General features: G+C 75.8%; 11 protein-coding genes. 6 read left to right on the forward strand and 5 right to left on the reverse strand.

The genetic code is table 11. The features are described from left to right. The first annotated feature begins 76 nt into the window (after window positions 1–76). Complete coding sequence (locus ACGFQ9_RS13580; protein WP_393573918.1) at window positions 77–613, forward strand: GNAT family N-acetyltransferase; 537 nt, start codon at window positions 77–79, stop codon at window positions 611–613. Window positions 614–667: 54 nt separating this feature from the next. Here ACGFQ9_RS13580 and argB read toward each other — a convergent pair whose 3' ends face one another. Next, window positions 668–1,546, reverse strand: a complete 879-nt coding sequence (argB, locus tag ACGFQ9_RS13585) for an acetylglutamate kinase (RefSeq protein ID WP_393573919.1) — start codon at window positions 1,544–1,546, stop codon at window positions 668–670. 131 nt (window positions 1,547–1,677) lie between these two features. Further along, complete coding sequence (locus ACGFQ9_RS13590) at window positions 1,678–2,124, reverse strand: SRPBCC domain-containing protein (protein WP_393573920.1); 447 nt, start codon at window positions 2,122–2,124, stop codon at window positions 1,678–1,680. Window positions 2,125–2,228: 104 nt separating this feature from the next. Between ACGFQ9_RS13590 and ACGFQ9_RS13595 the strand changes: the two genes are divergently transcribed. Further along, on the forward strand, window positions 2,229–2,990 hold the full coding sequence (locus ACGFQ9_RS13595; RefSeq protein WP_393573921.1) for a carbon-nitrogen hydrolase family protein: 762 nt from the start codon (window positions 2,229–2,231) through the stop codon (window positions 2,988–2,990). Here ACGFQ9_RS13595 and ACGFQ9_RS13600 read toward each other — a convergent pair. Genes ACGFQ9_RS13600 through proB form a run of 3 tightly spaced genes read right to left on the reverse strand, consistent with a single transcriptional unit; the run spans window position 2,923 to window position 10,440 of the window. After that, window positions 2,923–7,821 (reverse strand): amino acid adenylation domain-containing protein, encoded by a 4,899-nt coding sequence (locus ACGFQ9_RS13600; RefSeq protein ID WP_393573922.1) that lies wholly within the window; start codon window positions 7,819–7,821, stop codon window positions 2,923–2,925. The genes ACGFQ9_RS13595 and ACGFQ9_RS13600 overlap by 68 nt on opposite strands. Next, window positions 7,818–9,362 (reverse strand): AMP-binding protein, encoded by a 1,545-nt coding sequence (locus tag ACGFQ9_RS13605; RefSeq protein WP_393573923.1) that lies wholly within the window; start codon window positions 9,360–9,362, stop codon window positions 7,818–7,820. Before ACGFQ9_RS13605 ends, ACGFQ9_RS13600 begins: the two co-directional genes overlap by 4 nt. Next, window positions 9,349–10,440 carry a glutamate 5-kinase gene (gene proB / locus ACGFQ9_RS13610; protein ID WP_393573924.1) on the reverse strand — a complete coding sequence of 364 codons (1,092 nt, stop codon included), beginning with the start codon at window positions 10,438–10,440 and terminating at the stop codon, window positions 9,349–9,351. Before proB ends, ACGFQ9_RS13605 begins: the two co-directional genes overlap by 14 nt. A 285-nt stretch (window positions 10,441–10,725) precedes the next feature. Here proB and ACGFQ9_RS13615 point away from each other — a divergent pair, with 285 nt between their 5' ends. The 4 genes from ACGFQ9_RS13615 to ACGFQ9_RS13630 all read left to right on the forward strand — a co-directional run bounded on the left by ACGFQ9_RS13615 (window position 10,726) and on the right by ACGFQ9_RS13630 (window position 19,227). Then, complete coding sequence (locus ACGFQ9_RS13615; protein WP_393573925.1) at window positions 10,726–11,991, forward strand: Glu/Leu/Phe/Val dehydrogenase dimerization domain-containing protein; 1,266 nt, start codon at window positions 10,726–10,728, stop codon at window positions 11,989–11,991. An 86-nt stretch (window positions 11,992–12,077) separates the two neighbouring features. Further along, window positions 12,078–13,553 (forward strand): adenylosuccinate lyase family protein, encoded by a 1,476-nt coding sequence (locus ACGFQ9_RS13620; RefSeq protein ID WP_393573926.1) that lies wholly within the window; start codon window positions 12,078–12,080, stop codon window positions 13,551–13,553. A gap of 290 nt (window positions 13,554–13,843) precedes the next feature. Beyond that, entirely contained in the window at window positions 13,844–17,884 is a 4,041-nt protein-coding gene (locus ACGFQ9_RS13625; protein ID WP_393573927.1) for an amino acid adenylation domain-containing protein, read from the forward strand. Further along, entirely contained in the window at window positions 17,881–19,227 is a 1,347-nt protein-coding gene (locus tag ACGFQ9_RS13630) for an MFS transporter (RefSeq protein ID WP_393573928.1), read from the forward strand. Before ACGFQ9_RS13625 ends, ACGFQ9_RS13630 begins: the two co-directional genes overlap by 4 nt. The last annotated feature ends 67 nt before the right edge of the window (window positions 19,228–19,294 follow it).

Below are 19,294 nucleotides of genomic sequence, written 5' to 3' on the forward strand. Positions count from 1 at the left end.
CCCCACGCCCAGGCCCCACGCCCAGGCCCCGGGCCGCACCGCCCGTGCGGCCGCCCCAGGAAGGAAGGTCAGCTCCTTGACCACGGTTACCCGGCGCCGCCCCGGCGCGACTCTGCGGTCCCCGCACGGACCGCGCCTTGTCCCGTCGCCGGTACGGCGCGGACGCCGGGAGGACGCCACCGCCCTCCAGGCCCTGTCCCGGCCGTTCGTCCGCACGGGCGCGCTCCGGGACCGGCCGCTCTCCGTGTACGCCTCGGAGGCGTCCGACTTCCTGGTGTACCAGGCCCCTGACGGGACCCTGGGCGGGTGCCTGGGCCTGCGGCTGCACCCCGAGGAGGACGGCCGGGGGCCCACCGGGGTGCTGTTCAACTTCTGTGTCGCCCGTCACATGCAGGGGCGCGGGGTCGGCGGCATGCTGCTGCGCGACGCCCTGTCCCGCGCCCACGCGAACTCGCTGTTCGCGCTCTTCGCCGCCACCACCGGCGGCGGCGCCCTGTTCCGGACGTACGGCTTCGCCCCCGAGGGCGCGGCGGGCTTGGCCCCGGCGGCCTGGCTGGCCTCCCTGGACCCGCGACGCGGCGCGCAGGTCCTGGCCCGCCGGCTCACGGCGTAGGCGCCGGCCGGCGGCGGGCCGCACCGCCCGCGGGTGGTGGACGTACCGGGTCCGTCAGCAGGCGGACCGGTACCTCACGGTCGCGGGGGAGGCGGCGGCAGGGGTGTCGTCCGGGAGGACCGTGGTGCCGCCGGGGGCTCCGTCGAGGAGGGTCCGGAGCACCGCGCCGGGGACGCGGCCGTCGAGGACCCGGGCCGACCGCACCCCGGCCCGCACGGCCCGCAGGCAGCCCTCCATCTTGGGGAGCATGCCGCTGGTCAGCTCCGGCATCAGCTTCTCCAGCTCGGCGGCGGTGAGGCGGTCGATCACCTCGGTGTCGTACGGCCAGTTCGCGTACAGCCCGGCCACGTCGGTGAGCACCACCAGCTGCTCCGCGCCCAGGGCGGCCGCCAGGGCGGAGGCGGCGAGGTCGGCGTTGATGTTGTAGACGCTTCCGTCGGCCCCGCGCGCCACGGGGGAGACCACCGGGATGCGTCCCTGCGCGAGCAGCTCCCGCAGCGTCTCCGCGTTGACCTCGGTGATGTCGCCGACCAGGCCGATGTCCACGGGTTCGCCGTCGACCCAGGCGGCCCGGCGTACGGCGGTCATGGTGTGCGCGTCCTCGCCGGTCAGGCCGACGGCGAACGGCCCGTGACGGTTGATCAGGCCGACCAGCTCCCGCTGGACCCCGCCCGCGAGGACCATCCGGACCACGTCCATGACCTCCGGCGTGGTCACCCGCAGTCCGGCCTCGAAGCGGACCTCCAGGTCCAGCCGGCCGAGGAGGGCGCTGATCTGGGGGCCGCCGCCGTGCACCACCACCGGCTGCAGCCCGGCGGCGCGGAGCGCCACCACGTCGCGGGCGAAACCGCGTTTCAGCTCCTCGTCCACCATGGCGTTCCCGCCGAACTTGATCACGACCGTTCGGCCGCTGCACCGCTGGTCAGCGGTCACGAGGTACTCCATTCATGGGGGCGGGTATGACGGAACCTCAAACTCCGCTCCTGCGCGGGCCGTTGGGGTTCCGCAGTATGCGCCCATCAGGATTTAGCTTAGGCTAACCTAAGTCAAGTTGAAGTGCGCCGTCAGGCCCAGTCGTCCGGTCCGGGATCGCCGCCCTCCGCCCAGGTCACCAGGCGGCGGACGTAATGCGTCCAGACCTCCGCGTGGGCCGAGCACGCCTCGGGGGAGGGCAGGCCGCGGTGCGCCAGCCGGAACAGGGTGCCCTCGGCCGCCGGTTCGCAGGTGACCTCCACGATGGTGGAACCCGGCGGGACCTCCGTCCCGGCCCCGGCCCAGCCCCAGGTGAAGACCAGCCGCCCGGGCGGGTCGATCTCGGTGAACCGCCCCTCGGCCACGTGGTCGCGGGTCACGGCGATCCGGTAGGCGCCTCCCGGGCGGAAGGCGAACTCGCCGTACCGGCCCATCCAGGCCAGCCATTTGTCGTCCTCGGCGAAGAAGGAGAACACCGTCCGGGGGCGGGCGGCGATGCGCCGCTCCAGGGTCACCGGCTCCACCGTGTCAGGGGCCATCACACCATCCTTCCGAGCCGACCGCCGCGCTCCGTTCCGCTCCGGGGAGCCTGCCCCAGTACCCGGCCCGCGATGCCTCCCCGGCCTGGTGGCAGGCTGTCCGTGTGAAGATCGCCGCATCCCAGCTCACCTGTGTGCCCGCAGACGTTCCCGCCAACGTGCGCATCCTCGCCCGGCTCGCCGCACAAGCCCGCGACGAGGGCGCGGAACTGGTCGTCTTCCCCGAGTTCGCCCTCACCGGCTACGAACTCGGGGCCCTGGCCGGCGATCCCGGCCTCTGGGTGCACGACCCCGAAGGGGACCCCCGCCTCGACCCGGTGCGCGGGGCGGGCATCGCCACCGTGGTGAACTGCGCCGTGGCGACCGGCGGGGAACGGCCCGCCATCGGCACCCTCGTGTTCGGCGCCGACGGCCGGCTGCTCACCACCTACCGCAAGCAGCACCTCCACGGACAGGAGCAGGACGTCTTCACGGCGGGCGACCGGGACGGCCGGTTCGCGCTCGGCGGCCTGCGCTTCGCCCTGGCCACCTGCTACGACAACCACTTCGCCGAGCTGACCTCCCGTGGGAGCGCCGACGGCTGCCGGGTCCACCTCGCCTCCTCCCTGTACGGCACGGGCGACGGCGTGCGGGAACGCGCGACCGTCCACCCGCGCATCGCCGCGGACTCCGGCATGTACGTGGCCCTGGCCAACCACGTGGGCCCGGCAGGGCCCTGGACCGGCTGCGGCCGCGCCGCCGTATGGGCCCCGGACGGCACCCTGCTCGCCGAGGCCGACGACCGTACGGCCTCCGTGGTCACGGCCGAGGTTCCGGCCGAGGTTCCGGCCGAGGTTCCGGCGACGGGAACGCCCCCGAACGGATGAACCGGTCCACGGTGGCCGCGAACAGGTCCGGGGCGAGCGGCGCCGGCCGCGTCCCGGGCAGCAGCGCGCGGGTCGCGGACGGGTCGTAGCGGGGTTCCGCCCCGCCCGGTCCCGGCCGCAGCGTGCCCAGCAGCGCCAGACCGGCCGGCCGCCCCAGGGCCTCGACCCGGGCCGTCCAGGCGGCGGTTCCCGCGTCGGCGATGCGGTACCCGAGCGTCCGGAGCCAGCCGACGGCGGTGCGCAGCGGCAGCTGCCGGTCGGCGGAGATGTGGAAGGTCCGGCCCGCCGTGTCGGGGCGCAGGGTGAGTGCGACCACGGCCTCGCGGACGTGGTCGACGGGAACGAGATCGAAGTCCGGGCCGTCCAGGGTCGGCGCCACCCCGGCCTCCGCGCAGGCCCGCAGCAGCAGCCAGAACCAGTCGTCGGCCCGGCAGATGCCGGTGGTGGTGTCCGCGGCGATCCGGGTGGGCCGGTGCACGGTCACCGGCAGCCCGCGCCCGGCGGCCTCCGCGACCAGGCGCTCGGCCACCCACTTGCTCTGCGCGTAGCCGTGCCTCAGCAGGCCGGGCGCGGGCAGCGGCGCGTCGGCGCCGGTCAGGCGGTCCCCGCCCGGCGGGGGCGCGAGCACGCCGACGGTCGAGACGTGGTGCAGGGCGACCGTCCGGTGGCGGGCCGCCAGGCGCAGCAGTTCCACGGTGCCGTCGACGTTCGCGGCCTTCAGCCGGCCGTAGGAGTGGGCGAGGTTGACCGCGGCCCCGCAGTGGTAGACCGCGTCGGCCAGCCGGGCCAGTTCCTCGAACCGGTCCGGGGCGAGGCCCAGCCCGGGTGCGGCCAGATCGGCCGGGACCGCCTCGACGCGTTCCGCGAATCCGGGGCGCCACAGCTCGTGCTCGCGCAGCGCGGCCACCACCCGGCGGTGCGCGGCCGTCGCGTCGTCGGCCCGGACCAGGCAGTGCACCGTGGCCCGGGTGCGGGTGAGCAGCTCGTACAGCAGGTGGACGCCGAGGAAGCCGGTCGCCCCGGTGAGCACCAGGTGCCGGGGCTCGGCCACCCACCCCTCGACCTCGGCCGCGGGGACGACGTCCGGCGGGAGCACGGCGTCGGCGAGCATCCGGTCGGCCGGTCCGCTCTCCGGTCCGCTCTCCGGGCCGGCGACCGGACCGGCGGCCCGGCCGGGGTGCCGGTCCGTGTCCGGGACGGCGTGCGGGCACGCGGGGCGGCCGACCGGCGATCCCGCGACCGGGCCGGCCTGCGCGGCGGAGGAGACCGAGCACGCGACTGCGTCCGTTCCCGCAGCGGGGGAGCGGCCCGTCCCGGCATCCGTCCGTGCCATCCCGTGGGCCGTCCCGGCGGTCCCGGCGGTCCGGGGAGCCGCCGCCGTCCGCGGGGCCGTACCGTCCGTGCCGGGGCCCGTACCGGACGCCGTCCCGCAGCACGTGCGCGTACCCGTACCCGTGCCCGGGCGCGGGCTCGCGCCCGTGTCCGGGCCCGCCGCGGTCCCGTCGGTCTCGGCGGCCGCGGTCAGGCGGGCCGTCAGTTCCCGTACGGTCGGGGAGCCGAAGGCGGTGTGCGCGGGCAGGGGAACCCCGGTCGCGGTGCGCAGGGCCAGGACCATGCGGACGGCCAGCAGCGAATCGCCGCCCGCGTCGAAGAAGTTCTCGTCCGCGTGCGCGGGCGGGCTGCCGAGCAGTTCGGCCCACACGTCGGACACGATCGCCGCCGGTCCCGGTTCGTGTGCGGCCGGTGCGGGCCCGGCCGGCGCGGGGCCGGCCGGGGCATGGTCCGGAGCCGCCAGGTCCGGGGCCGGCCGGTCGAGGGCGAGCCGGTCGAGTTTGCCCGTGGGCGTCCGAGGGAGGTCCGCGTGCTCCACGACCCGGGACGGCACGCAGGCGCCGGGCAGTACGGCGGCCAGCGCCTCCCGCACCCCCGCCGGCGTGAGGGCGGCCCCGGCCGCGCCTGGCGCCCGTACGACGTGGGCGTGCAGCCGCGGCCCGGCCGGTCCCGGGACCACGGTGACCGCGGCCTGGCCGACCCCCGGCAGCCCGCGCAGCACCGGCTCCACCTCGCCCGGTTCCACCCGGTGCCCGCGCACCTTGACCTGGTCGTCGTTGCGGCCGCGGAACTCGATCAGCCCGTCGGGGCCGAGCCGTCCCACGTCGCCCGTGCGGTAGAGGCGCCCCCAGCCCGAGTCCTTCGGACCGGCGGTGAACCGCCGGGCGGTCTCCTCCGGCCGCCCCAGGTAGCCGTCCGCGAGCGGCACGCCCCCGACGCAGATCTCGCCCGGCACGCCCTGCGGCACGGCCCTCCCCGCCCGGTCCAGGACCAGCACGCGCGCGTTCTGCACCGGCCGCCCGACCGGCGGCCGCTCCGGCCAGCCGGCAGGGTCTCCGGTCAGCCGGTGCGCGGTCACCACATGCGTCTCGGACGGCCCGTACTGGTTGTCGAGCACCGCTCCCGAGCCCGCGAAGAACTCCCGCACGGCCGGGGTGACATGGAGCTGCTCCCCGGAGGTGACCACCTCGGCGACGGGGCAGCGCACCCCGGCGGCCGCCGCGTGTCCGGCGAGCTGCTGCAGCGCCACGAACGGCAGGAAGAGCCGGTCGATCCGGTGCCCGGCGGCCACGGCCAGGAGCCGCTCGGGATCGCGGCGGACGTCCGCGCCGGCCGTCACCAGGGTCCCGCCGCCCGCCCAGGTGGCGAACACCTCCTGGAAGAAGACGTCGAACCCGGCCGGTGCGAACTGCAGGGTCCGGGTGGGGCCCGGCGACCGGCGGCACTGCCAGTCGACCAGGTTGGCAAGCGCCCGGTGCGGCATCACCACGCCCTTGGGAACGCCCGTGGAGCCGGACGTGTACACCACGTACGCCGGGTCGCCCGCCCCCGCCGAGGGCAGCGGTGCCCCCGCCGGGCCCGCGGGCGCCCCCTCCGCCTCCGCCGGGGCCGGCGGTTCCGCCAGGTCGTCCAGGCAGAGGACCCGCAGCCCTTCGGCGGCCGGGCCACCGCCCGCCAGGGCCGCCCGGTCGGTCAGCAGGACCTCCGCGCCGCTGTCCGCGAGCACCAGCCGGGTGCGTGCCTCCGGCAGCCCCGGGTCCAGCGGGACGCAGCAGGCGCCGCTGCGCAGCACCGCCAGCACGGCCGCCGGCAGGTCCGAGGCCCGGCCCAGCCGCACCGCCACCCGGGTACCGGGCCCGGCGCCGAGCGCCGCCAGCTCCCGGGCCAGCCGCCCGGACCACGCCGCGAGCGCTCCGTACGACAGGCCTCCGGTGGCACCGTGTCCCGCGGCCGCGTCCTCCACGGCCGCGCGGTCCGGCGTACGGGCCGCCTGCCGGAGGAACGCCTCGTGCACCGGCGGCAGTTCACCTGCCTCCCGGACCGGCCCCTCGGCGAACCCGGCGGCGACCCGGCCGTGTTCGGCGGCGGACAGCAGAGCCAGCTCGCCCAGCGCGGTGTCCGGCCGGGTCACCGCGGCGTCGAGCAGCCGGGTGAACCACCCGGCGATCCGGTCCGCGTACGCCGCGTCGTACAGCCCGTCCGCGAAGGTGAGCATCCCCAGGTAGCCGCCGTCCTGCGGGACCAGGTGGAAGAACAGGTCGAACTTGGCGGTTCCGTGGTCGGCCCGCACCTGCTCCGAGGTCACCCCGGGCAGGTCCAGGCCGGGAGCGGCCGCGTCGTCGACGGTCAGGACCACCTGGAAGAAGGGGAACCGGGCCGGGTCCCGGTCCGTGCGGAAGGCCCGCACCAGATGCCCGAACGGGATCTCGCGGTGGTTGACGGCGTCCCAGACGGTGTCCTTGGTGGACCGCAGCAGCGCGGCGAACGGCATCCCGGCGGAGACCCGCTGCCGCAGGGGCAGCAGATCGGTGAGGCAGGCGAGGAGCGGTTCCAGGGCCGGCTCGGCCCGCCGGGACACCGGGGTGCCGATGACCACGTCGTCCTGGTCCGCGGTCCGCGCCACCAGCGCGGTGAGCGCGGCGGCGAGCACGCAGAAGGTGCTGGACCGGTGCACCCGGGCCAGCTCCCGGACGCGCCGCCCGGTCTCCGCCCCGATCCGGAACCGGACCTGGCCGCCGCGGTGCCCCTGCACCGCCGGGCGTCCCCGCAGCGGCGGCACGGTGGACTCGGCCGGGGCGTCCGCGAGCACCGGGCCCCAGTGGGCCGCCAGGTCCTCGTGCCCGGCGGCGGAAACGGACCTCTGGCGGTGCGCGTAGTCGGTGAACTCCGTCTCCAGCGGCGGCAGATCCGGCTCGGTCCCGGCCAGCGCGGCCCGGTAGCGGGCGGTGAACTCGAGGTCCAGCAGGCGGAAGCACCAGCCGTCGACCAGCGCGTGGTGCAGGGTGACGGCGAGCACCGAGTCCTCCGGACCGAGCCGCAGCAGGGAGGCCCGCAGCAGCGGCGGCCGGGACAGGTCGAGCGGCCGGGACACCGTCTCCCGGAGCACCTCCTCCCAGTCCTCCTCCCGTACGGTGCGCTGCTCGACCCGGACGGCGCGCGGCGGCTCGACGTACTGCACCGCCCGGCCGTCCACCAGGGCGTGCCGCGACCGCAGGGCCGCGTGCCGGGCCACGATGCCGGTCAGCGCGGCCTCCACGGCCCGGTGGTCCACGGGGCCGCGCAGCCGGTGGTTCCAGGACTCGGTGTAGCGCGAAGTTCCTTCGTGTAGCTGGTCGTTGAGCCAGATCGACTCCTGCTCGTGCGTCATCGGGTGCGCGACGGGAACCGACGTGACGGAGCCCTGCGCAGAAGCAGCGGAAGCGGCAGAAGCAGCAGGGGTAGCGGGGACGGCGGGGACGGCGGGGTCGGACATGGGAGTGGCGGGGAACGCGGTGGTCATCGGGTGCTCCGTGCGGCGGTGAGGGTGGACAGCAGGGCGGCGGAGTCGACCTTGCCGTTGGCGGTGACCGGCAGGTACGGCACGCGGCGGACCTCGGCGGGCACGCTGTACGCGGGCAGCCGCTCGGCCAGCGCCCGGCGGACGTCGGCGGCGGTCATGCCGCCCGTCAGGGAGGTGTAGAACAGCGCCAGGTGCGCGGGGCCGGCGTCCGGCCCCGGGCCCGGCACCGGCAGCACGTGGCAGTGCCGGACGCCGGGCACGGCCCGGGCCGCGGACTCGATCCCGGCGGGCTCCAGCCGGTGCCCGGCGATCTTCACCTGGCGGTCGGTGCGGCCCAGGAAGTGCAGGACGCCGTCCCGGTCGTACGCGCCCCGGTCGCCGGTCCGGTACGCGCGTTCGTCGCGCCCGTCGATCCTCAGCCGGGGGAACGCGGCCCGGGTGGCCGCCGGGTCGGCCAGGTAGCCGTGGGCCAGTCCGGTGCCGGTCAGCCAGATCTCGCCGTCGACCAGGTGGACGCCGGTGCCCGGTACGGGCCGGCCGATGGGGATGCCGTGCGGCAGCCCGCAGTCCTCCGGCCGGACCGTACGGGTGGTGGCGAACACACAGCTCTCCACCGGGCCGTAGCCGTTGACCAGGCGGATGCCGGGGTGGCGGCCGAGGAAGGCCCGGACGTGGGCCGGGGAGAGCACCTCGCCGCCGGTGAGCACCGTCCGCAGACCCGCGAAGGAGTCGATGTCCTCGTCCACGAACAGGTTGAACAGCGCGGAGGTGATCCACAGGGTGTCCACGCCGCTCCGGGTGCGCAGCAGGCGCAGGTCGTCGGGGAGCAGCCGGTTCGCGGGGGCCAGGGCGCACGTTCCGCCGGTGCTCAGCGGCCCCCACACCTCCAGGGAGAAGGCGTCCCAGCCGGTGGGCGCGGCCTGGGCCATGGTCCGGCCCGGGCCGAGGCCGGCGACCGGCCGGTGCCCGGTGAACAGGCGCAGGGCCGCGGCGTGCGGGGACAGCACGCCCTTCGGCGAACCGCTGGTGCCGGAGGTGAAGAACACCGAGGCGACGGAGGACGGGGACACCTCGGTGTGCACGGCGCCGGTACGGCGTCGGGCGGCGTCCTCGAGGGCCTCCTCGGGCGGGGTCCAGCGGATCCGCCCGGCCGGCCCGGACGGCTCGTGCGCGGTTGCGGCGGGGACCACGGCGACCCGGCCGCCGAGCCGGCCGACGCACTCCCGGAACCGGTACGCGGGCAGGGCCGGGTCGAGCGCCGCGTACCCGGCACCGCACTTGAGGACGGCCAGCAGTACGGCGATCAGCCGGGCGCCGCGCGGCAGCGCGACCGGCACCAGGTCGCCGGGCCGGACGCCGAGTCCGCGGAGCTCCTCCGCGTAGGCGTCGGCGGCGTGGTCCAGGGTCCGGTACGTGATCCGGTCGCCGCCCCCGGCGGTGCCGTCGGCGAGGGCGATGGCGTCGGGCCGGAGCCGGGCGTGCCCGGCGACCGCGGCGTGCAGCAGATCGCGGGGGTAAGGGGCGGGGTCAGGCGACAGCATGGCGTATGTCCGGATCGAAGGTCAGGAATTCCTCCAGCGTGGCGCTTTCGAAAAGGTCCTGCGGGAGGAAGGGAATTCCGGTGGCTTTTCTCAGACGGGCGCAGATGCGCATGGCCTGGAGGGACGTTCCGCCGATGTCGTGGAAATTGTCGGCGGGCGTCAGCCCGGGCCGCGCGGTGACGTCCCGGACGATGCCGAGGAGCACGGCGGTGACGGCGGAAGCGGTGACGCCCCCTGCGACGGTTCCGGGCACGGCGGGCCCGGACGCTTCGGCGCCGGAGAGCTCCGGCCGGGTGCCGCGCGGGTGGAAGAGGGTGCCGCACGGCCGGCCGGCCAGGGCGTCGGCCGCCCGGGCTGCCGAGGCCACCCGTACGGTGATGCCCTCCTCCGTCGCCGTGCGCGCCGCCTCGATCTTGGTGGCCATGCCGCCGGACCCCAGCCCCGAACCGGGGGAGGACAGGTCCAGCCCGGACAGTTCCCCGGGCGACCGCACCTCGGCGATCCGCCGGCTGCCGGGCAGCCGCGGGTCCGCGTCGTACACCCCGTCCACGTCGGACAGCAGGACCAGCCGGTCGGCCCGGACCAGCCCCGCGACCAGCGCCGCGAGCCTGTCGTTGTCCCCGAATCGGATCTCGTCCGTGGCCACCGTGTCGTTCTCGTTCACGACCGGCAGCACGCCCAGCGCGAGCAGCGCCTCCAGGGTCCGGCGGGCGTTCCCGTAGCGCCCGGCATGGGCGACGTCGTCGCCCGTCAGCAGCACCTGCCCGACCCGGATCCCGTGGCGGGCGAAGGACGCGGTGTACCGCGCGATCAGCAGGCCCTGGCCGACACTGGCCGCCGCCTGCTGGTGCGCGAGGTCCTCCGGGCGGGCCGCCAGCCCCAGCGGGGCCAGACCGGCGGCGATCGCCCCGGAGGACACCAGCACCAGCTGCTCGCCCCGCCCGCGGGCCGCCGCCAGGGCGTCGACCAGCGCGTCCAGCCGCTCGGCGTCCAGACCGCCGGCCGCGGACGTCAGGGAGGACGAGCCCACCTTGACGACGGCGCGCGGCCCCTGCTCCCGCACCTGTGATGTCTGCATGGCTTCAGCCCCCTCAGAACGGACGCGGAAAGGCCCGTCACGACGGAATCGGATTTCCGAACCGGATTCGGATTCGGATTCGCTGGAATGGCCGGAACCGGCCTGGTGATCTTTCTATCAGCGGGTTCCGTGCACGGCAGGGGCGGCGCTGACAGGAAACTGCCGGAGCGTGTGCAGCTTCCTGATCCGGGCGGCTCTGGTGACGGCCGGCCGGCGCTGCGAGATTTTCCTCCGTCGGCGACAGGGACTTGCCGTCACATCCGGTGCGGAGGAAAGAGGGAAGCCGTGTCCACCACCATTCACTACACCGACCCCGTCGAGGGATTCCAGGGCTGGCTCGTCTACGACGGCCACACCGCGGACCTCGCGGCGGGCGGCTTCCGGGTCCAGCCGGGCGTCACCGAGGAGCTGGTGGCCTCGCTGGCCTCCCGCATGACGCTCAAGCAGCGGGTGCTGGGCCTCGGTGTCGACGGCGCGAAGGCCGGCATCGACTACGACCCGGCCGCGCCGGGGAAGCCCGCGGCGGTCCGCCGCTTCCTGGCCTTCCTCCGCGAGGAGCTGTCCGAACGCTTCAGCATGGGCTGCGACATGGGCACCCGCTGGCACGAACTGGAGGAGCTGGCCGCCCTGGAGGACATCCCCTCCATCAAGTACGTGGTGAAGAAGGCCCAGAACCTCACCGACGAGGACTTCTTCGGGCGGCTCCGCGCGCTGGACGACCGGGTCGGCGCCCTCACCCTCGGCCAGCGCCGCGCGGGCCACGCACTGGCCCACGCCGCCCTCGCCGCCGCCCGCAAGCAGGGCCGCGAACCCGCCGCGCTCACCTGCTCCCTGCAGGGCTTCGGCAACATGGGCAGGGCCGCCGCCTACTCCCTGCTGGAGCACGGCGTACGCATCACCGCCGTGGCCGACGCCCACGCCTGCGTGGTGGACCCGCGCGGGCTGGACATCGCCCGGATGCTCGACACCGACCAGAACCGGGCCGTGGACTCCATCGCCCCGGGCGCGCTCCGGCTGCCCCGCGAAACCCTGCTCGACCTGCCGGCGGACGTCCTCATCCTGGCGGCCGGCGAGAACGCCATCACCGGGGAACAGGCCCGGGTGCTGCCCTGCCCGGTGGTCGTCGTCGGCTCCAACCACGGTCTGAGCGCGGCGGCGGAGCAGACCCTCGCCGACCACGGGGTGCTGGTCGTCCCCGACTTCATCGGCGGCATCGGCGGCTCCGCCTCCATCGACGCGCTGTTCGGCCCGGAATCCGCGCCCTCGCCCGGCCAGGTCCTCGACAGCGTCGCCGCGATGATGGACGACCTGCTGGACGACCTGCTCAGCCGCGCCCGCAACCTGGGCACCACGCCGCGCCAGGCCGCCATGGACTTCGCCGCGGTCGCCGTGGACAAGCGGGGCCGCCGCCCGTACGGCACCGGCCCGTACTCGCAGAGCGGCCTGCGCCGGGCGATCCGTACCGGCCGCGCCACCACGGCCCCCGCCGCCACCACGGCCCCCGCCGCCTCTGCGGTCTCCGTCGCCTCCGTGCCGGGTGACGGCCGGTGACCGCCCCCGCCGCCCCCCTGCCCCGGCACGCCCCGCCGCCCGTACGGCCCGCCGGGCCCGCAAAGAAATCGGACACCGTTCACCCGATGCACGCCCACGCCGCCATGCCGACCCCACCCGACGGGCCCGACGCGCACGCCCTCCGGATCGCCGCCGACGAGGATCCGGCCGCCGAGAGCTGTCGCCACGAACGCGGCCACATCACCGACTCCCGTTTCTACGGCCACATCTACGCCACCGAGACCAGCCGCGCCATCTTCTGCGACGTCTGCCGCTTCCAGAGCTGGCTCGATGTCGAGGCCGAACTCGCCCTGGCCCAGGCGGAACTCGGGATGATCCCGCAGGCTGCGGCGGACCGGATCGCCGAGTGCGCCCGGGTCCACCTCCTCGACCTGGACGGGGTGCGCGCCGAGATCCGCCGTACCGCCCACTCCCTGGTCGGACTGCTCCGCGCCTTCCAGACCGTGTGCGGGCCCGAGGCCGGCGAGTACATCCACTTCGGCACCACCACCCAGGACATCCAGGACACCGGCCAGGTGCTGGCCATGAAGCGGGTCCTGGACGCCCTAGGGCAGCTGATCGCCGGACTGGTCGCCCGGCTGGTCGAGATCTCCGAAGAGCACGCCGGCACGGTCGTCCTGGGCCGGACCCACGCCCAGCCCGCCCTGCCCATCGGCTTCGGCCTCAAGGCCGCGAGCTGGATCGACGAACTGCTGCGCCACGCCCAGCGGATCGAGGAGATGCGGCCGCGCGTGCTGGTGCTGCAGATGTTCGGTGCCGCCGGCTCGATGGCCGGGTTCGACGGCAAGGGGCCGGAGCTGCTGTCCCGCCTCGCCTCCCGCCTGGGCCTGGCCGTGCCGGACTCCGGCTGGCACGCCGCCCGGGACCGGATGGCCGAGTACGTCTCCACCCTCGCCATGACCGCCGGCACGCTCGGCCGGATCGCCGACGAGATCCGCACCCTAGGCCGGCCCGAGATCGGCGAACTGCGGGAGGCCTGGTACCTGGGCAAGGTGGGCAGCTCCACCATGCCGCACAAGCGCAACCCCGAGGGCTGCGAGCAGATCGTGGTGATGGCGCGGCTGGCGGCCGCGCAGGCCGCGACCGCCCTCTCGGCGATGGGCGGCGACCACGAACGGGACGGCCGCACCCTGCGCATGGAGTGGGTGTGCGTCCCGGACGTCTCCCACTACACGCTGACCGCCTGCGAGATCATGACCCGGGTCCTGGGCGGGCTGACCGTGCAGACCGACCGGGCGCTCGCCAACGTGCTGTCCGTGCGCGACCAGGTCGCCACCGAGGGCCTGATGCTGGCCTTCGCCGGCCACCTCGGCAAGCAGAGCGCCCACGAGCGGATCTACCAGCTGATCCAGCGGGGCATCAGCGAGCGGGTGCCGCTGCGCGAGCTCATCGACGCCGACCCGGACCTGTCCGGCGTACTCGCGCCGGAGGAGCTCGACGCCCTCTTCGACCCGGCGCGCTACCTGGGCGACTCCGCCCTCCTCACCCACCGCGTCACCACCCGCGCCCGAACCTGGCTGACCACCCGCAAGGCCGCCTAGGCACCCGCACAGCCGCCGCGTGAGCCGGCCGGCCGCACCGCACCGCCGTGTGGGCAGGCCGCCCGCACCACCGCGCCGCCGTGTGGGCAGGCGTGCCGCAGGGCGGCACGGGTGGGCACACGGCACCCCGGCCCCGCGCCGCGCAGCCTTCCCACAGCCCGGCCCCGCCCGGCCCCGCGCCCTGTCCAGCCGCCGCGGCCCCGGCCCGGCCCGTGCCCAGCACTCGCCCCAGCCCAGCCCAGCCCGTCCCGCCCCGCAGCCGGCTCCACTTCGCCCCCGAGGAACCACTGATGAACCCCGCCACCGCCACCGCGTCCCCGCTCTCCGCCGGCCAGCAGGCCCTCTGGCTCGACGAGTCCCTCCGCGGCGAATCCGCCGTCTACAACGTCCCCGTCGCCTACGAGATCCACGGCGAGCTCGACACCACCGCCCTCGCCGCCGCCCTGACCTCGCTGGTCGGCCGCCACCCGGCCCTGCGCGGCATCGTCGGCGAGGACGCCGGCCGGCCGGGCCGCCCCGCCGTGCTCACCGCGACCGCCGACGGGGCGCCGGTGCCGCTGGACGTCCGCGACCTCGGGCACCTCCCGCCCGGGGAGGCCCGCGCCCGGGCCGCCGACGAGGCCCGGGAGTTCGCCGCCGAACCGCTCTCGCTGTCCCGGCTGCCGCTGCTGCGCGCCCTCCTCCTGCGCACCGCGGCACAGGACGCCCTGCTGGTCCTGGTCGTCCACCACGGCTGCTTCGACAGCTGGTCGGTCGACGTGCTCCGGGAGGAGCTCGCGGCCGGTTACGACGCCGCCCTCGCCGGGAACCCGCTGCCCGCCGAGGACCTCCCGGCCTACGCCGAACACCGCGCCCCGGCCGAGGCCGGGAACCCCGCGGAGGACCCCGCAGAGGACCTCGCGGAGGACCCCGCCGGGAGCATCGCCGAGGACCTGGCCCACTGGCGCACCCGCCTGGCCGGCACACCGGCCGAGAGCACCTGGCCGCACGACCGGACCCGCCCCGAACACCCCACCCAGCAGGGCGCGGTGACCGGCTTCACCGTCCCCGGACCGCTCGCCGGCCGGCTGCGCGCCCTGGCCCGGAAGCAGCGCACGACCCCCTTCGCCCTGTTCACCGCAGCCCTCCAGCTCCTGCTGGCCCGGGTCGCCCAGGACACGGACGCCGAGGACGCTGCGGTCGACGTCGCGATCGGCACCCCGGTGGCCCGCCGCGAGCACGCCGCCGCCGAGCAGCTGATCGGCTACCTCGCCAACACCGTCGTACTCCGCCGCCGTATCGATCCCGCCGAGTCCTTCACCGGTCTCCTCGCCCGCACCGGACGGGAACTGCGCACCGACCTCGCCCACTCCGCGCTGCCCTTCCCGGCCGTGGTCAGGGAACTCGCCCCGGTCCGCAGCCCCGGCCGTTCACCGTTCTTCCAGGTGATGCTGGTCGTGGAGGACGCCCCACAGGCGGACCTGCGGCTCGGCACCGCCACCGGGCACCCCGTCCGGCTCCACTCCGGTACCGCCAAGTTCGACCTGACCCTCACCCTGGAGCCGGAGGGCAGCGGCTACCGCGGCACCCTCGAATACGCCACCGACGCCTACACCCCCGCCACCGCCGAGGAGATCACGAGGGCGCTGCTCGCCCTGCTCCAGGGCGTGGCCGCCGACCCGGACGCCGCCGTCGGCACGGTCCCGGTGACGGCCGCCCGCCCGGCTCCCGGGTTCGCCGCCGCGCAGGCCGCCGCCGCCCGCGAGCTCCCCTTGTCCCACGTCCTGTTCGACCGCACCGCGGACCGCGTCCCGGAGGCCCCCGCCCTGCGCTGGGACGGCGGCGAGCTCTCCTACGCCAGGCTCCGGCAGGCCGCCGACCGGCTCGCCCGCCGCATCGGCACCCACCGGGCGGTCGCCCTGTGCGCACACCGCTCCCCGGAGCTCGCCGTCGCCCTGCTCGCCGTGCTCAAGAGCGGCGCGGGCTACGTGCCGCTCGACCCGGCGTACCCGCGCGAGCGCCTCGACTACATGCTCGCCGACAGCGGCGCCGGCCTGCTGCTCGTCCACTCCGACGCGGCCGAGGGCCTGACCGTCCCGGACGGGGTGAAGGTCCTGCCGCTGGACGACGTGCTCCGCGACCTCGACTCCCCGGAGCCCGCCGGTCTCCCGCAGCCCGCCGGTCTCCCGGAGCCCCGGCCCGCCGGGTCCGGGGACCTCGGATACGTGATCTACACCTCCGGATCCACCGGCCTGCCCAAGGGCGTCGAGATGCCGCACGCCCCGCTCGCCAACCTCATCGACTGGCAGCTGGCCCGATCCGCCGCCCAAGAGGGCTGGAACACCCTGCAGTTCGCCGCGTTCAGCTTCGACGTAGCCTTCCAGGAGCACTTCTCCACCTGGGCGAGCGGCGGAACCCTGGTCCTCGTCGACGAGGACGTACGCCGTGACCCGGCCCGGCTGCTCGCCCACATCGACGAGCAGCGGGTACACCGCGTGTTCGCCCCCTTCGTGGCGCTCCAGCAGCTCGCCGACGCCGCCGCCGAGACCGGCCGCTACCCGGAGTCCCTGCGCGAAGTGGTCACCGCCGGTGAGCAGTTGCAGGTCACCGACGCCCTGCGGACCTTCTTCGAGCGGGTGCCCGCCTTCCTGGAGAACCAGTACGGCCCCTCCGAGACCCACGTGGTGACCGCCGAGCGGCTGACCGGCCCGCCCGCGACCTGGCCCGACCTGCCGGCCATCGGCCTGGCCGTGGACCGCACCGCGGTGGAGGTCCTCGACGACCGGCAGCAGCCGCTGCCGGCCGGGGTGCCCGGCGAGATCTGCGTCTCCGGCGCCGCCCTCGCCGACGGCTACCGCGGCAAGCCCGACATGACCGCCGAGCGGTTCACGGTCCGCGACGGCCGCCGCCTCTACCGCACCGGCGACTTCGGCCGCATCCTGTCCGACGGCCGCATCCAGTGCCTGGGCCGCCGCGACGGACAGGTCAAGGTCCGCGGCTACCGTATGGAACTCGGCGAGATCGAGGCCCAGGTCCGGCGTCAGGAAGGCGTCGCCGACGCCGTCGTGGTCGTCGACGACGTGCCCGGCCGGGGCAAGCGGCTGATCGCCCACTGCCTGCCCGCCGCGGGCGCCGGGCTCTCCCCGCAGCGGCTGCGCCGCGCCCTGCGCGGGGTCCTGCCCGACTACATGCTGCCGGCCGCGTACGTGGTGGTGGACGGCTTTCCGCTGACCCCCAGCGGCAAGGTCGACCGCAAGACCCTCGCCGCCCGGCCGCTGCCCGGCGCGACGGGAGCGGGCCCGGTGGCCGCCGCCCGCGACGCAGTCGAGTTCGAGATGTGCGACCTGTGGGCCACCGCCCTCGGCCGGGAGAGCGTCGGCATCGACGAGGACTTCTTCGCCCTCGGCGGGGACTCCCTCACCGCGGTCCGGCTGATGGCCTCGGTCCGCGCCCACTTCGCCACCGGCCTCGAACTCGTCGAACTCTTCCGCGCCCCCACCGTCGCCGAGCTGGCCCGCCGGGTCCGCGACGGCGGGGACGGCGCGGACGGCGAAGCGGCCGGCCCGCTCGTCCGCCTCCAGGCGGGCGACGGAACGGCCCCGCTCTACCTCTTCCCGCCGCTGGCCGGCACCGTCGTCCGCTACGCGCCGGTCGCCCGCGCCCTGGGCGGTGGGCGCACCGTGTACGGGCTCCAGTCGCCCGGCCTGCAGCCCGGCGAGGACCACTGCGACACCATCGCCGACATGGCCCGCGTCTACGTCGAGCAGATGCGCAAGGTCCACCCGGGCGGCCCCTGGCACGTCGGCGGCTACTCGATGGGCGGGGTGATCGCCTTCGAGGCGGCCCGGCAGCTGAAGGAGGCGGGCGAGGAGATCGGCCTGGTGGCCCTGCTGGACACCAATCCGCGGATGGACCTCGACCCGGCGGAGGACTACGCCACCCGCATCCTCGTCACCATGGGCCTCAAGCTGGACCTCGACCTGGAGGCGCTGGCCGCCCTGCCCGAGCCGGAGCGGATCCGGCTCCTGCTGGAGCAGGGCATCGCCACCGGGGCCCTGCCCGCCGACTACGACGAGGACAGGCTGGTCCGGATGCTGGCCGCCTACCGCCGCAACGGCAGCGCCCTGGAACGGCACACCATCGAACGGTTCGACGGGGAGGCCGTGCTGTTCCGCGCCGAGGACCGCAGCGCGGACGTCACCGAGGAGCCGTACGACCTGGGCTGGGGCGACCGGTGCGCCCGCCTGACCGTCCGGGACACCCCGGGCACGCACTTCACCATGCTGGACTCCGGCGGCCCGCTGGAGACCCTTTGCGCGCTGGTCGACACCGAACTGGAGGCCCGCCGATGACCGCCGCCGCCACCGCGACCGGCCCCGCCGGTGACGCCGCCGGTGACGTCGCCGGTGAGGCTGCCCACGACGCCGGTGAGGCCGCCCACGACGCCGCCGGTGCCGCGGCAGGCGGCGGCACCGGGCTCCGGGTCCCGCTGCGCCGCCGCCGGTTCCGGCTGCTGTACGCCGGCCAGTGCCTGTCCCGCACCGGTGACTTCGTCTTCCAGGTCTCGCTGGCCGGGTACGCCGTCACCGCGGGCAATCCGGCCCTGCTCGCCTACACCCTGTTCGGTCAGGCCACCGGGACCGTGCTGATGCTCCTCGTGGGCGGCGCGCTGGCGGACCGGTTCGGCGCCCGCCGCGTGATGCTCTGGGCCGACGCGGCCCGGGTGCTGGCCACCGCCGGGGTCGCCGCCCAGGTGGCGGCGGGCGGGCAGCACGTCTGGGCGATCGCCGCCTGCGGGCTGCTGCTCGGACTCGGCGACGGCGCCTTCGAACCGGCCTTCACCCTCGCGTTCACCGAACTCCTGCCCAAGACCGAGCTGCTGGCGGCGAACGCCCTCCAGTCGATCGCCCTGCGCACCGCGGGCATCGCGGGCGCGGCCCTCGGCGGGGTCCTGCTGGCGGCGGTCGGCGCCGCCGGCTCCCTGGCCCTGGGCACGGCCGGTTTCACCCTGGCCCTGGCCCTGGTGCTGGTGGCGGGCAGCTGGCCCACCGCGGACCGGCCCCCCTCGGGCGACGGGCTGCTGAAGGAGGCGACCGGCGGCATCCGGTACGTGTTCGCGCACCGCTGGCTGTGGGTGTCCATCGGCAGCTTCGGCGTCAGCGTGGCGCTGGTCGTCGCCCCCGCGAAGGCCCTGCTGCCGCTGGCCTCCGCCGACGTACTGGGCGGCGGGGCGGGCACGTACAGCCTGCTGGTCGGCAGCCAGGCGGCCGGAGCGCTGCTGGGCGGGCTGCTGGTGGGCCGGCTGCGGCGGGTTCCGCCCGGTGTGCTGGTCTTCGGCGGGATGACCGTGGTCTGCGCCGGGTTCGCGGCGCTGGGCCTGTCGCCCTCGGTGGCGGCCTCCGTGGGCGTGGCCCTGGTGGTCGGGGCGGTGCTGTCCGCGGCGACCGTGGCCTGGGCCGCCACCCTGCAGAGCCGGGTGCCCGGGGAGCTGATCGGCCGGGTCTCCAGCGTCGACTGGCTGATCTCGCTGGGGGTTTCCCCGCTCGCCCTGGTGGCCGTACCGCACCTGCTGGGCTTCGGCGCCCCCGCCACCGTCCTGGTCGCCGCCTCCGTGATCGCCCTGGCCGTGAGTGCCGCCACCGTGCTGGTGCCGGACGTACGGCGGCTGGCCTGGCCGGCCGGCACCGCTGCCTGACGCCTTCTTCCCCTTCCGCTCTCATCGCATCCCTCTTCCGATCTCCCTCACGCCCCGTACTCACCAG

This window comes from Streptomyces sp. NPDC048603 (assembly GCF_043199475.1).
In the GTDB taxonomy this organism is placed as follows: Bacteria; Actinomycetota; Actinomycetes; order Streptomycetales; family Streptomycetaceae; genus Streptomyces.

What these genes read in the sequence shown, in the direction of transcription:
- ACGFQ9_RS13620 (WP_393573926.1), top strand. Translation starts at nt 12,078, where the DNA reads ATGCACGCCCACGCCGCCATGCCGACCCCACCCGACGGGCCCGACGCG.
- ACGFQ9_RS13605 (WP_393573923.1), bottom strand. Translation starts at nt 9,362, where the DNA reads ATGCTGTCGCCTGACCCCGCCCCTTACCCCCGCGATCTGCTGCACGCC.
- ACGFQ9_RS13600 (WP_393573922.1), bottom strand. Translation starts at nt 7,821, where the DNA reads ATGACCACCGCGTTCCCCGCCACTCCCATGTCCGACCCCGCCGTCCCC.
- ACGFQ9_RS13625 (WP_393573927.1), top strand. Translation starts at nt 13,844, where the DNA reads ATGAACCCCGCCACCGCCACCGCGTCCCCGCTCTCCGCCGGCCAGCAG.
- ACGFQ9_RS13630 (WP_393573928.1), top strand. Translation starts at nt 17,881, where the DNA reads ATGACCGCCGCCGCCACCGCGACCGGCCCCGCCGGTGACGCCGCCGGT.
- ACGFQ9_RS13590 (WP_393573920.1), bottom strand. Translation starts at nt 2,124, where the DNA reads ATGGCCCCTGACACGGTGGAGCCGGTGACCCTGGAGCGGCGCATCGCC.
- proB (WP_393573924.1), bottom strand. Translation starts at nt 10,440, where the DNA reads ATGCAGACATCACAGGTGCGGGAGCAGGGGCCGCGCGCCGTCGTCAAG.